Annotated in this window: 13 protein-coding genes; 5 read left to right on the top strand and 8 right to left on the bottom strand. The window is 74.4% G+C overall.

Annotated features, from left to right (window positions below):
* Positions 1-16: 16 nt before the first annotated feature.
* The 4 genes from CKY47_RS28855 to CKY47_RS28840 form a co-directional block, all read right to left on the bottom strand.
* Positions 17-439 (bottom strand): sirohydrochlorin chelatase family protein, encoded by a 423-nt coding sequence (locus CKY47_RS28855; RefSeq protein WP_306749471.1) that lies wholly within the window; start codon positions 437-439, stop codon positions 17-19.
* Positions 440-705: 266 nt separating this feature from the next.
* Positions 706-2139: an MFS transporter gene (locus tag CKY47_RS28850; RefSeq protein WP_306749470.1), complete on the bottom strand. Its 1434-nt coding sequence runs from the start codon at positions 2137-2139 to the stop codon at positions 706-708.
* 177 nt (positions 2140-2316) lie between these two features.
* A complete protein-coding gene (locus CKY47_RS28845; protein ID WP_306749469.1) occupies positions 2317-2949 on the bottom strand; it encodes a response regulator in 633 nt (210 codons plus the stop codon).
* On the bottom strand, positions 2946-4091 hold the full coding sequence (locus CKY47_RS28840; RefSeq protein ID WP_306749468.1) for a sensor histidine kinase: 1146 nt from the start codon (positions 4089-4091) through the stop codon (positions 2946-2948). Before CKY47_RS28840 ends, CKY47_RS28845 begins: the two co-directional genes overlap by 4 nt.
* 155 nt (positions 4092-4246) lie before the next feature.
* Here CKY47_RS28840 and CKY47_RS28835 point away from each other — a divergent pair, with 155 nt between their 5' ends.
* Together CKY47_RS28835 and CKY47_RS28830 are read left to right on the top strand one after the other, a co-directional pair.
* Positions 4247-4810 (top strand): VanZ family protein, encoded by a 564-nt coding sequence (locus CKY47_RS28835; protein ID WP_306749467.1) that lies wholly within the window; start codon positions 4247-4249, stop codon positions 4808-4810.
* A 232-nt stretch (positions 4811-5042) separates the two neighbouring features.
* Positions 5043-5702 carry a lytic polysaccharide monooxygenase auxiliary activity family 9 protein gene (locus CKY47_RS28830; RefSeq protein ID WP_306749466.1) on the top strand — a complete coding sequence of 220 codons (660 nt, stop codon included), beginning with the start codon at positions 5043-5045 and terminating at the stop codon, positions 5700-5702.
* Positions 5703-5807: 105 nt separating this feature from the next.
* Here the strand turns inward: CKY47_RS28830 and CKY47_RS28825 are convergent, their stop codons facing one another.
* On the bottom strand, positions 5808-6476 hold the full coding sequence (locus CKY47_RS28825; protein WP_306749465.1) for a hypothetical protein: 669 nt from the start codon (positions 6474-6476) through the stop codon (positions 5808-5810).
* A gap of 205 nt (positions 6477-6681) precedes the next feature.
* Between CKY47_RS28825 and CKY47_RS28820 the strand changes: the two genes are divergently transcribed.
* The 3 genes from CKY47_RS28820 (at position 6682) to CKY47_RS28810 (ending at position 9881) form a co-directional block, all read left to right on the top strand.
* Positions 6682-7536: a hypothetical protein gene (locus tag CKY47_RS28820; RefSeq protein ID WP_306749464.1), complete on the top strand. Its 855-nt coding sequence runs from the start codon at positions 6682-6684 to the stop codon at positions 7534-7536.
* A gap of 74 nt (positions 7537-7610) precedes the next feature.
* Complete coding sequence (locus tag CKY47_RS28815; RefSeq protein ID WP_306749463.1) at positions 7611-9338, top strand: family 43 glycosylhydrolase; 1728 nt, start codon at positions 7611-7613, stop codon at positions 9336-9338.
* Between the two features lie 81 nt (positions 9339-9419).
* Positions 9420-9881, top strand: coding sequence for a VOC family protein (locus CKY47_RS28810; protein ID WP_306749462.1), 462 nt, complete (start codon positions 9420-9422; stop codon positions 9879-9881).
* A gap of 9 nt (positions 9882-9890) precedes the next feature.
* On the opposite strand, the gene CKY47_RS28805 is transcribed toward CKY47_RS28810, so the two are convergent.
* The 3 genes from CKY47_RS28805 to CKY47_RS28795 all read right to left on the bottom strand — a co-directional run bounded on the left by CKY47_RS28805 (position 9891) and on the right by CKY47_RS28795 (position 12895).
* Complete coding sequence (locus CKY47_RS28805; RefSeq protein WP_306749461.1) at positions 9891-10646, bottom strand: GAF and ANTAR domain-containing protein; 756 nt, start codon at positions 10644-10646, stop codon at positions 9891-9893.
* 210 nt (positions 10647-10856) lie between these two features.
* Complete coding sequence (locus CKY47_RS28800; RefSeq protein WP_306749460.1) at positions 10857-11621, bottom strand: O-methyltransferase; 765 nt, start codon at positions 11619-11621, stop codon at positions 10857-10859.
* Positions 11621-12895 (bottom strand): 3-dehydroquinate synthase family protein, encoded by a 1275-nt coding sequence (locus CKY47_RS28795; protein WP_306749459.1) that lies wholly within the window; start codon positions 12893-12895, stop codon positions 11621-11623. Before CKY47_RS28795 ends, CKY47_RS28800 begins: the two co-directional genes overlap by 1 nt.
* Positions 12896-12904 lie beyond the last annotated feature (9 nt).

Here is a 12904-nt window from a genome sequence, read left to right as displayed (position 1 = left end):
AGCCGTCCCGGGCAGATCACGCGGCGGGCCACCGCCACCTGCCGCACGCCGTCCGCGCGCAACGCCCGGACGGCGTCCTCCGGTGAGGGGACGCCGGTGGGGGAGGAGCCGAGGGGGAGGAGCCGGTGGCGAACGCGGGCAGCACCGCGCGCCACCCTGCCTCCGCCCGCACCCGCGCGACGGGCCGGATCACCGCGACCGCCTCCGGGGCGGTCGACGCCCGGTCGACCCGCCGCCCGTCCGCCTCGGCGAGCCTGCGCTCCAGGGCGCGCACGGGCGGGTAGGACGGGCCGAGGACGGCGGACCGGCGGACCACCACCCCCTCGGGCGCGTGGTCGCGCAGCAGCGCGGGCAGGTCGACCTCGGCGCGGGACGCGCGGGTCGGCGGCAGCGGCACGGCGACGACCTCCGCGGTCCCGCCGGCGGCCACGGCGTCCACGCACTCCCGCGTGCCGGGCTGGTCGAAGTCCGCGACCGCGGGCGCCGCCCGCGGTCCCGGGGCGCAGGGCGCGGACCCGGTCGGCGGTGGCCGCGTGCCGCGGGTCGCGGCTGCCGTGCGCGACGGGCATCGGCGCCGGCCCCGTGCTCGTCCCTTCCGCGGCCGTGGACGTGGAAGAGCCGCGTAGTGCGAACCGTGGTGGGTGCTCCACCGGGGAGGGGTTGTTCGCACTACGCGGCAGGGAGTCCTCCGTGTGGAGGCGTGGCTCAGGCGGCCGCCTTCTTGCGGTAGGTGACCGCACCCGCGAGGGCCAGCAGCGTGACGGCGATCGTCGTGATGGTCACGACCCACAGGCCCGCCCGGTAGCTGCCCACCGCGCTGGTCGTGACCACCGTGAGGACGGTGGCGGTGATCGCGACCACGACGCCGTTGCCGATCTGCGCGCCCGCGTTGAACAGGCCGGACGCGAGGCCCTGCTCGTTCTCGGCGGCGTTGCCGACGGCGGCGATGTTGAGCGCCGGGTAGACCGCGGCGAAGCCGAGACCACCGAGCAACTGCTGGACCGCCAGCAGGATCAGCGGGTCGACGGTGCCGATCAGCAGCACCCATGCCAGGTAGCCGACGCACATCATGATCAGGCCGATGGACGCGATCGGCCACGCGCCGTGCTTGGTCACCAGGACCGCGCCGTAGCGGGCGGTGCCCGCCGTGAGCACGCCACCCACCAGGAACGCGAGACCCGCCTGGAGCGGCGACCAGCCCAGCTCGACCTGGTAGTACAGGGTGAGCACGAACTGGAACGCGACGTAGGCGCCGAAGAACAGCATGCAGACGTTCGCCCGGGTCAGCTGGGGCCGCCGGAAGATGCCCAGCGGGATCAGCGGTGCGGGGTGGTTGCGCTCGACCGCGGCGAACAGCGGGAACAGCACGACCGCGGCGGCGAGCGAGGCGAGGGTGACCCAGTCCCCCCACCCGTTGGTGGCGGCGCGGCTGAGCCCGTACACCAGGGCGACGGCGCCCGCGGTCACCAGGACCGCGCCGAGCACGTCCATGCGCTGACGCTGCGACGCCTCCTGGCGGCCGGGGATCACGGCGCCCGCGAGCACGGCGACGATGAGGCCGACCAGGGCCGGCATGAACATGGTCAGCCGCCACGAGATGCTGGACAGCAGGCCGCCGAGCACCAGGCCCAGCGAGTACCCGGCCGACGCGACCGCGAGGAACGTGCCCAGCGCCCGGTTGCGGGCGCTCGGTTCGCGGAAGGCGTCCAGGAGCACGGCCATGGCGACCGGTGCGGTGATGCCGGCGCTGATGCCCTTGGCCAGGCGCGCGACGACCAGCAGGAGGCCGTTGTCGGCGAACCCGCCGACGAGGCTGGCCACGATGAACACGACCAGCCAGCCGATGAGCAGCTTCTTGCGGTTGTAGACGTCCGCGAGCCGGCCGCCCAGGAGCAGGAACCCGCCGAAGCCGAGCGCGTAGGCGCTGACCACCCACTGGAGCGCCGCGGGCGACATGGCCAGGTCGTCCTGGACCAGGGGGAGGGCCGGGCCCATGGACGCGATGTCCATCGCGTCGAGGAACTGGACCGCGCAGACGACCGCCAGCAGCAGCGGCAGGTTCTTCACCACTGTCGTGCCGACCGGCGGTTTCGGGTCGTGGGAAATGGGTGGCGAGGCCGCTGGGGACGGCTCGGTCATGATCAGCTCCGCTCGTGTGGGACGTCGACCCACCTTTAGTGGACCGATCAGTCCCGGACTGGTCGGTCCATCTTCCGGGCAGACGAATGCCTCTGTCAACAGAGGCATTTGCGGTCGTTATCGGCCCGTGGGCTTCGCGAACCGTCGAACCGAGCCCCGACGGGCCCGTCCGCCGGGTCAGTCCCGGGCGTCGAGGAGGCCCGACTCCCACGCCCAGGCGGCGATCTCGACGCGGTTGCGGGCGCCCAGCTTCGCCTGGACCGCCGCCAGGTGCGTCTTGACCGTGCCGACCGTGACGTGCAGGGTGTGCGCGACCTCGGCGTTCGTGTGCCCGCGCGCCACCAGGAGGACCACGTCCAGCTCCCTCGGTGACAGCGGCACGGCGCGGGGTTCCCGGCGGCGGCCCGCCAGTTCCCGGAGCAGGCGCACGGTGATCGCCGGGCTCACCAGGGCCTCGCCCGAGGCGGCGGCCCGGATCGCCTCCACCAGGAGGGTCGCGCCGGAGGTCTTCAGCACGAAACCGGACGCCCCGTGGCGCAGGGCTTCGCGCACGTGGTCGTCGTCGTCGAACGTGGTGACCACGACGACCTTCGGGCCGCTGATCCGGCGCAGCGCCCCCAGGCCGTCCAGGCGGGGCATCCGGATGTCCATCAGCACCACGTCCGGCGCCAGGTCGCGCGCCATGGCCACGGCCTCCACGCCGTCGACGGCCTCGCCCACCACCTCGATGTCCGGTTCGGCGGACAGGATCATGCGGAAGCCGGTGCGGACCATCGCCTGGTCGTCGGCGATGAGGACGGTGGTCGTCACGCTTCCTCCCCGGCCCCGACCGGCAGGTCGGCCTCGACCACCCAGCCGCCGTGCGGGGCCGGACCCGCGGACAGGGTGCCACCCGCCGCGGTGACGCGTTCGCGCAGGCCGCGCAGGCCGAAGCCGCCGGGCCTGCCCGGAACGGGCCCACCGGGAACGGGCCGGCCGTCGTCGGTCACGCGGATCTCGACGTCGTTGCCGGTGCGGTGGAGCGCCACGTCGACGGCGGTGGCGCCGCGCGCGTGCTCGCGCGCGTTGGTCAGCGCCTCCATCACCACGCGGTAGGCCGCCGTGGAGGCGGTGGGGTGCACGTCGGCGAACGGGCCCCGCAGGTCCAGTCCACCGGGGAGGCCCGACGTGCGGCGGAAGCGTTCCACCAGGGCCGGCACCTCGCCGAGGCCGGGCGCCTGGTCGTCGTCGGCGTCGCGCAGCAGGCCCACCGCGCGGCGCATGGCGTCGACCGCCTCGGTGCCCGCCCGCTCGATCTCCCGGAGGGCGGGCAGCACCAGCTCGGGGTTGCGGCCGGCGACGGCCGCCGCGCCCTGGGCGTGCACCACGATCCCGGTGACGTGGTGGGCCACGAAGTCGTGCAGGTCGCGGGCGAACTCGGCGCGCTGGGCGGCGCGGGCGCGCTCCAGCTGCCGGTTCCGGGCGGCGGCGGTCAGGCGTGCCGCGAGGCCGGCTGTCGCGGCGAGCGCGACGCCGAGCGCCAGCACCAGCACACCCACCGCCGTGCGCAGGTCGTCCCCGTCGCCCCGCAGTGGCTGCACCAGGACGGACACCGCCAGGACCGGCGCGGTGACGGCGGTCCACCGGGGGTCCCCGCGCCACGTCAGCAGGCCGAGCACGCCCAGCAGGGCTGCGGTGGCGGACAGGGTGAAGGGCATCCCCGCCGTCTGGTCGTGCCTGGTCGACCACCACGCGCCGACCGCGCCCGCGGCCTGCGCCACCGCGAGCACGGGCAGACCTCGCGGGCCGGGCCGGTCGGCGCACAGGGCCACCGCCACCGCCGCCACCGCCCACGGCAGGCGCGCACCGCCCTGACCGCTGAACTCGCCCAGCCACAGGTCGACCAGGCCCAGGGCGGCGAGCGCGCACGCGGCGGCCAGCCGGGGGACCACCGCTCGGAGGAAGGACCGCACCCGGCCAGCGTAGGGACCGGGGCGCGGTCGCCGAATCCCTCGGGAGGAGGTCTGCCGAAAGGAGGAGGCGGGCGGGTGGGACCTGTCGGAGGGGGGAGGCCCGGGTGGCGCGCCCCGGCGCACGCTGGCGCCGATCCGACCAGGAGGTGTCGCAGGTGTGGGATGACGTCGGTTACGCGGGTGTCGGGATCGAGTCGTGGTACGTGCTCGTTCCCGCGCTCGCGCTGTGGGGCGCGGTGCTCGTGACGCGCGCGGTGCGCGGCCGGCCGGGGTGGACGGGGCGCCACCTGGTGCTCCGGGCGGTGGTCGGGGCGTACGTCGCGGGGGTCGTGCACTTCACGCTGTTCCCCGTCGACGTGCAGTGGGGCGCGTACGCCGACCGGGCGGCCTGGTACACGCAGGTCAACTGGGTCCCGCTGCTCACCGCGGACCTGCCGTCGTTCGCGCTGAACGTGCTGATGCCGGTGCCGTTCGGCGTGCTGCTGCCGCTGGTGTCGGCGCGGGCGGCGGGCGCGGGGCGGGTGGCGGTGTGGTCGCTGGCGTTCAGCGCGTCGATCGAGGTGGCGCAGCTGCTGGTCTACGTCGTCGCGGGGAGCGGGCGCAGCGTCGACGTCAACGACCTCCTCGCGAACGCGCTGGGCGGGGTGCTCGGGTACCTGCTGGGCAGGTCCCTGCCGGCGCTGCGGCGCGTCGCGCTGCCCGGTGCGGCACCCGCCTGAGCCACGGGTCGGCGCGGCGGCCGGTGTCGCCGCGCCGACCCGCGTTCCGGGTACGGGCAGGTCAACGGGCCCGTGAGGGAGGTCGTCCGCGGGTGGTCCGGCACGGATCGCAACCATCACTCAATGTTTCGTTGAAGTTTCGTTCAGTGACGGATACGCTTGCGATTCATCTGGGAGCGCTCCCAGAATTGATCACCGCCGCTCAATCACCCGAAGAGTGGAGGCTCATTCCATGCGTATGCGCAGTACCTCCAGGTCCGTCGCCAGGCGGGGCATCATCGCGCTGATCGCCAGCACGGTGGTCGGTCTGTTCATCACGGTGCCGACGGCCTCGGCACACGGCACCATCGTCGGTCCCGCCACCCGCGCCTACCAGTGTTGGCAAGCCTGGGGCAGCCAGCACACGAACCCTGCCATGCAGCAGCAGGACCCCATGTGCTACCAGGCTTTCCAGGCCAACGCCGACACCATGTGGAACTGGATGAGCGCGCTGCGGGACGGGCTCCGGGGGAACTTCCAGGGCGCGACCCCCAACGGGCAGCTGTGCAGCAACGCCCTGTCGCGCAACAACGCCCTGAACACCCCCGGCAGGTGGCGGACCACCAGCGTCGGCAGCAGCTTCCAGATGCACCTGTACGACCAGGCCAGCCACGGTGCCGACTACTTCCGGGTCTACGTCAGCAAGCAGGGCTTCGACCCGACCACCCAGAGCCTCGGTTGGGGCAACCTGGACCTCGTCACCACGACCGGCAGGTTCGCCCCGGCCAAGGACATCAAGTTCAACGTCCAGACCAACGGCTCCTACCGGGGGCACCACGTCGTGTTCACGATCTGGCAGGCCTCGCACCTCGACCAGGCGTACATGTGGTGCAGTGACGTGAACTTCGGCTGAGAACCGGGCTTCGGCCCAGCACGGCGGAAGTGACCAGCCCGGCGTCGGCGGTACCGGCGCCGGGCTGGTCGTGTCCCGGGGTCTCGTGCGCGGGCCCCGGTCGGCTCACGGCAGCGCGGCGGGGTCGCCGGTCGGTTCGCCGAAGTCGCGGCCCAGGTACCTCGCCCAACTCGTCAGGTAGTGCGCGTCCCGGGCCTTGGTGCGGCTGTGCCGGTCGACCCACGCGGCCAGTTCCGCCAGGCCGCCGCGCAGGGGCTCGCCCTCGTCGCGGGCGATCGCCCGGTCCCACCAGAGGACGTGGACGCCGATCAGCTCGTGCAGCAGCGGGAGGTCGACGACTCCCGCCACCCGTGCCGCGTTGACGCGCTCGAAGTACCGCAGCACCACGTTGGCGTCCCGGAGAGGCCTGCCGCGCTCCGGGGCGGCGTAGGCGGCGAACCCGTCGTCGGTGCGCAGCCGGTCGAGCGTGACGGGCCGGACGCCGCCCTCGGCGCGGGTCCCCTGGAGGCGGACGAGCAGGCGGACCCGGGCGGCCTGCACGTCGCCCGCGGTCAGTTCGGCGTGCAGGCCCAACGCCCGGTCGACCTTGCGGCTGTGGGTGTCCGCGAGGAGCGTGCCGGCGCCGAAGACCAGCGCGACGGTGACGCCCAGCGCCTGCACGCCAGTGGCCAGTGCCTGGTACTGATCCGCGTCCAGGAACCGGATCGGCACGACGAGCAGGGTCGCGGTGGCCGCGGTGAGGGCGACCGCTACCCGCGAGAGGTTGAGCTGCACGGTTCTCGCTCCCTGGTGCTGGCGGGTGGGGTCGAGTATCGGGGACCGCCCCCGGCGCCGGGGGCGGAACGGCCGGAGCCGTAGCACCCGCCGCACCGCACCGCGCACCCCACCCCGCGGCCGGTGCGCGCGGACCGGCCCTGCACCCTTGTCCCGGGCCCTGGTTGTCCCGGCGGGGGTCCACACCACTACCGAGGATCGACACGTGACGCTTCCCTACGAACCCGACGACGACCAGGCCGCCGACCGCTTCATCAACCTCGCGCTGCGCAGCCGCGACGAGGAGACGTGGCGGCTGCTGGCCTCCGACGCCCGCGTCGAGCAGACCGACCGGGTGCTGCGGGCGATGCTCGACCGGATCGCGGCGACGCGCACGCACCGCACGGCCGAGCGCGCCACCGCGCGGGCGCGGGCGTCCGCCGGCGAGATCACCCAGGCCGAGTACCAGCGCGACGCGGCCGAGGAGGCCGCCCGGGCCACCAAGACGGCCCACTTCGAGACGCTGGTGCGCGAGCACCACCGGCTGATCGCGGCGGCGGTGCGGCGATTGCGCGGTGACGACGTCCGCGACGAGCTGGTGGACCTGGTGCTCGCCCTCGGGTCCGCCGTCGACGCCCACCGGTCCGCCGTGCTCGCCGGAGGTGGCGAACCCACCGCGGCGGACCTGGCGCTGTGGGAGCGGCTCGCCGCGCTCGACGTGCCGGGCACGCCCGACGGCGAGGGGCGCACGTCGGTGGAGGACCTGGTCAAGCGCCACGGGGACCGGCAGGACGACCTCGGGCGCGTGCTGGCCGGGATCATCCTGGAGGTGGCCGGCGAGGCGACGTCGGTGCCGCGCTCCGCGCTGCTGGCCGAGTGGAAGAGGGTGGTCGCGCCGACCCTGGACACCGGGCAGAAGGGCGAGTTCGCGGCCAAGGGCAAGGGCTCGCTGGTGACCGAGAGGCTGCGCAAGACGATGGGGCACCTGGAGCGCAAGGGCCTGGTCAAGCGCTCCGGGCCGCCGGACGCGCAGCGGCTCGACCTGCTCGACCGGCCCGGCCTGGAGGAACTGGCGGGCTGAGCGCGTTCCGGCCGGGTGCCCGGGGTGCGGTGACCGGCTCGCCGGCGCCGCCGGGGACGAGCAGGATGGCGGACATGCGACGCACCGCCCTGCTCGTCGCCGCGATCGCGGCCCTGTCCTCCGTGCCCGCGCCGGCCTCGGCCGACCAGGGGCCGGCCCCGGCCCACCCCGCCCACCCGGCTTCGACCCGTCAGGCTCCGGCCCACCGGGCTCCGGCCCACCCGGTGCGGACGACCGACGCGACGTACCACAACGGCGCCACCACACCCGGCGCCGACCCGCACGTGCTGTTCGACCGCCCGAGCGGGTACTACTACGCCTACTCCACGGAGGGGGCCGACCCCGGCTACCACTTCGCCGTTTACCGCTCGCCCGACCTCGCCACCTGGGAGCACCTGCCCGGCGGCGCGCTGCGGGCCGGGCAGGACGGGGACTGGGCGCACGACTGGTTCTGGGCGCCCGAGGTCTACCACAACCCGGCGACCGGCCTGTACTTCCTGTTCTACGCGGCCAGGATGAACCGCGGCGTGGCCGAGCACTTCCGCTACGCGGACTTCGAGGAGCCGTGCAAGGTGGGCGTCGCCGTGTCGCGCTCGCCGGCGGGGCCGTTCCACGACATCGTCGAGGCGCCGCTCGACTACCACCCGTACGACCCGGCGTACCACGACGTCAACCTGATCATGGACGCCGAGCAGAAGAAGCCGCCCGCCACGCAGGCGGAGGGCCGGACCGCCCCGCTCGGCACGTACATCCCGTACATCGACCCGAACGTGTTCTTCGACGCCGACGGTCGCACGTACCTGTACTTCTCCCGCAACGCCTACCGGAACTGGGTGTGGGACGACGACCTCGGCAAGTACGTCGAGGAGTCCAACATCTACGCCGTCGAGCTGACCGGCGACTGGTGGCACGACCCCACCGGCCGCACCATGCCGACCATCGCGCCCGCCTACCGCGACGCCAACCTGGCGCCGGGCGACCCGGCCGGCACCCGCAAGGACGGCTACGTCCCGGTCCTCGCCTACGGCTCCGACGAGCAGGCGTGGGAGAACGCGCACGTCGACGACTACGCGAGGTCGGGCGGCGGGAAGAAGGACCGCCGGTGGGCCGAGGGTTCGACCACGATCAGGACCGTGGACGGGCAGGGCAACCCCCGCTACCACCTGACCTACTCGGCCAACAACTACGAGAACGAGTTCTACGGCGTCGGCTACGCGACGGCGGACGGCCCGCTCGGCCCGTGGCGCAAGAGCCCCGCGAACCCGGTGCTGTCCCAGGACCCGGCGAAGGGCCTGTACTCGACCGGGCACGGCAGCGTCATCGGCTCGCCGGACGGCGAGGAGCTGTACTACGTGCACCACGGACGGCCGTCGACCACGTCCTCGCGGGCGCTCTACACCTCACGCCTGCACCTCGGCGACGACCTGTCGATCGACGCGTCCACCTCCGACGAGCCGCTGCCGTCCGGCGTCGGGCCGCTGCGGCTGCGGGCCGACGACCGGGTGCTGCGGGTTCGCCCGGGTGGTTCCGCGACCACCGCGGTCCACGCGGCCGGCGCCCGCGGCGCCGGGTTCGCCCTGGCGAACCCGCAGAACCGCGTCCGCGCCGAGCTGTGGCCCGCCGACGCGGGCACCGTCGTCGTGCGGGGCGACCAGGTCACGGTCACCGCGCACCGCCCCGCCCGGCTCACCGTGGTCTACCAGCGCCGACTGGCCGACGGCGGCTACCGCGACGTGGCCAACACCGGACGGCGGCACAGCTCGCCCGTGCGGGTGACGATCCCGGTGGTGGTCCGCCCCTGAGCGATCGCGGACCGCGGTTGTCCGCGATGGGTGGCACCGTGGCGACCTGAACGCGACGAGCACCACGAACGGAGCACAGCGATGAGCCGCCACGTCCAGGTCACCTTCGACGCCCACGACCCGAGGGCGCTGTCGTCCTTCTGGCGCGACGCCCTGGGCTACGTCCACCCCGCCCCGCCCGGGGTGGAGCTGCCCGGGGGTGCGGACCCGCTGGCCGCGTGGGACGACTTCCTCGCGCGGATCGGCGTGCCGGAGGGGCAGCGCAACGCGCAGTCGGCCATCGAGGACCCGGAGGGGCACGGGCCGCGGGTGTTCTTCCAGCGGGTGCCGGAGGACAAGGTCGCGAAGAACCGGGTCCACCTCGACGTCCGCGCGGCCCCCGGGCTCCAGGGGGCCGCGCGGATGGCGGCGCTGGAGGCGGAGTGCGACCGGCTCGTCGGGCTGGGCGCGAAGCGGGTGTCCCGCCACGAGCCCGCCCCGCCGATGAGCGCCGGCTTCATCGTGATGACCGACCCCGAGGGCAACGAGTTCTGCCTGGACTGACGTGCCCGGTCAGGGCGCGCGGTGCGCCTCGGTGGGCAGGTGACCGGTGCGGACGAGGTGGTCGGCGACGTCGTGCAGCTTGGTGTTGCCGTACTGGCTGGAGCGCACGAGCACGGCGAACGCCTGGTTGGCGCTGAGCTTGTGGCGTTCCATCAGGATGCCCTTGGCCTGGCCGATCAGGTCGCGGGTGCGCATGGCCTCGGTCAGCTGCTCCTCGCGCCGCGCGGCGGCCAGGGCGACCGCGGCGTGGGTGGCGAACAGCTGCCCGACGTGCACCGACTCCTGGTCGAACGCGCCCGGCTCGGGCGAGTAGAGGGTGAGCGCGCCCAGGTCCTCGGCGCTGACGAACAGCTGGAACGACAGCGCGCCCAGCACGCCCAGCCCACCCGCCCTCGTGGCGAACGCGGGCCACCGGGTCTCGGCGCGCAGGTCGGGCGCGGTGACGGTGAGGTGCCGGTGCAGCGAGTCCAGGCCGGGCCCCTGGCCGACGTCGCACTGGACCCGCTCGACCAGGTCGACGAGGTCCGAGGTCCGCGCGACCGTGCGCACCGCGCCCTCGTCGACGACCATCATGATCCCGGCGTGCCGGGCGCCGGGGATCGCCCGCACCGCCGCGCGCACCACCGCGTCCAGGGTGTCCTGGGCGTTGTCCTGGTCCCGGAGCGCCCGGGCGATCCGGCCCAGCCGCACGGCGACCTCGTCCCACCGACCGCCGCCCGGGGCGTCCGCGCCCCGCGGTCGCCGGTCCACGCCCTGGCCGGCCATCGCACCCTCCCGTCGTACCGACCCCGTCCACCGGACATGAAACCGCACCCGTCGCGGTGGGGCACGCCCATCCGGGCCGCCTCGGCCACCACGCCGGCGGGGTGACCGCCCGTGTGCTGGACTTCGACGGCCGCGCGTGTCTCGGGGACGTCGTCGTCGCAGGTCGGCGGCCTGTCGGGGCGTGCGCAGGAGGTCGGCCGCCGCCTGCGGTCAGCGCAGCACCCGGATGAGGGTCACCCCGTCGCGCAGCGGCAGCAGCACCTGCTCGAACGCCGGGTGCGCGGCCACCCGCGCGTTGAACTCCGCGACGGCCGCGCCCAGCGGCGACCGGCGCGCGGCGTCGAGGTAGACCTCGCCCTGGTGGAGGGTGTTGTCCACGGCCACCACGGCGCCGGGCGCGAGCAGCCCCCGGCGGTGGGCCACGTCGAGGTAGTCCCAGTACTGGGTCTTGTCCGCGTCGACGAAGGCGAGGTCGAACACCTCGCCCGCGTCGGCGAGTCGATCCAGCGTCGCCAGCGCGGGTCCCTCCACCAGGGTGATCCGGTCGCACCCGGCGAACGCCTCGCGGGCGACCCCCGCCGCGCGCGGGTCGGCCTCGCACGTGACCACGCGGCCGTCGGCGGGCAGCGCCTCGGCCATCGCGAGCGCCGAGTAGCCGGTGAACGTGCCGATCTCCAGCACCCGGCGCGCCCCCGTCACGGCGACCAGGAACCGCAGCAGTTGCCCCTCCACGTGACCGGACAGCATCTCCGGCTCCAGGGTCGCCACGGCGCCCTCGGCCCCGGCCCACACGTGCCCGGCGGTCCGCCGGTTCAGCGCCGCCAGCCGCTCGGACTCGGGCGTGGTCATCGCGGACAGGTAGTCGTCCAGCCCCGAGGCGAGCGCGCGGGCGCGGTCCAGGCGCGGGGAGGGCCGCTCCCGGTCGAGCGACTCCAGCTCGTGGGCCAGGATCGACAGCGGGGTCACCGGCCGCATCACGCCCACCTCGCGTCGCGCAGGTACATGGCCGACCCGCCACCGCCGTCGGGGAAGCCGCTGCACCGCGCCCGGTGCCTGCCCACCGCCTCGGCCAGCAGCGAGTCCCCGACCTCCGCCAGGTAGTCGCACCTGCCCAGGACGTCGCGCGGGGCCACCACCCACAGCGCCGAACCGCCGCGCTTGCGCCGCACCGTCTCCTGCGCCGCCCGCATCAGCGCCAGGTCCTCGATCACCGGGTGGTGCACGGCCAGGCCCAGGTCCCGGCACAGCGCCAGCAGCGCGTCCCGATCGTCCTCGTCCAACCAGCCCACCAGGGTGGCCAGCGTGGCGGTGAACGCCATCTCCACCGCCACCGCGTGACCGTGCAGCAGCCCGGCGACCGGCTCGAACTTCGTGCTCCAGGTGTGCCCGTAGGCGTGCGGGCGGTCCTGCCGCGTCTCGAACATGTTGGTGCCCTCGTGCCGCATGTACGCGTAGAGGGAGCGGAACAGCACCTCGTCGGCGACCGCCGCGAGCCCCGGGTCGTCGCCGGTGGTGGCGAACCGGGTGGACAGCAGCGCGCGGCCGTGCCGCTGGAGCAGGCCGAACAGCACCTCGTCGTCGACGGCGGCCATCTTCACGATCTCCGCCACGCCGTGCCGCAGGTGCTCGGGCGCCAGGGTGCGGAACAGCGCGCGGTCCACCAGCGTGAGCACCGGCGGGTGGTAGGCGCCCAGGGCGTTCTTCATCAGGGTGCCGTTGACGCACGTGCGCGGGGACGGTCCCGCGTCGATCGCCGAGACGATGCTGGTGCCGATCATGACGTAGGGGGTGCGCCGGTTGAGCAGGGCGCACGCCAGGCCCGCCGTGTCGGTGAGCACGCCGCCGCCGACGACCAGCACCGGTTCGCCGCGCGCGACGTCGCACCCGTCGCTGCCCAGGAACGCCGCCATGCGGCACACCGTGTCGAGCGTCTTGTCCTCCTCCAGCGCCCGGAACACCTCGACCGTCAGCGGGATGCCGTGCTCGGCGAAGTACGCGCGCAGCGCGTCGCCGTGCAGGCGGTCGACGGTGGCGTCCACGAGGGCCACGCACCGCCCGGCGGGCGCGTACACCTCGGCCAGGTCGGGTGTGGCGGGGTCGAACACGCGGTCCACCAACCGCACCTCGGCGCGCAGGCTGAAGGTGGCGTCGACGGTCAACGAGCGCCTTCCGGCGTCGTGCCGGATGCGCCCGGACCCGTCGTAGTGGGCGGAGGTGGCGTACCTGTCGGCGTGTCGCAAGGCCGTCATCGAATGCCC

It is taken from the genome of Saccharothrix longispora, assembly GCF_030852425.1.
In the GTDB taxonomy this organism is placed as follows: domain Bacteria; phylum Actinomycetota; class Actinomycetes; order Mycobacteriales; family Pseudonocardiaceae; genus Actinosynnema; species Actinosynnema longispora.
Note: the sequence above shows the minus strand (reverse complement) of the source record. Positions and strands in the feature narration are given on the sequence as shown.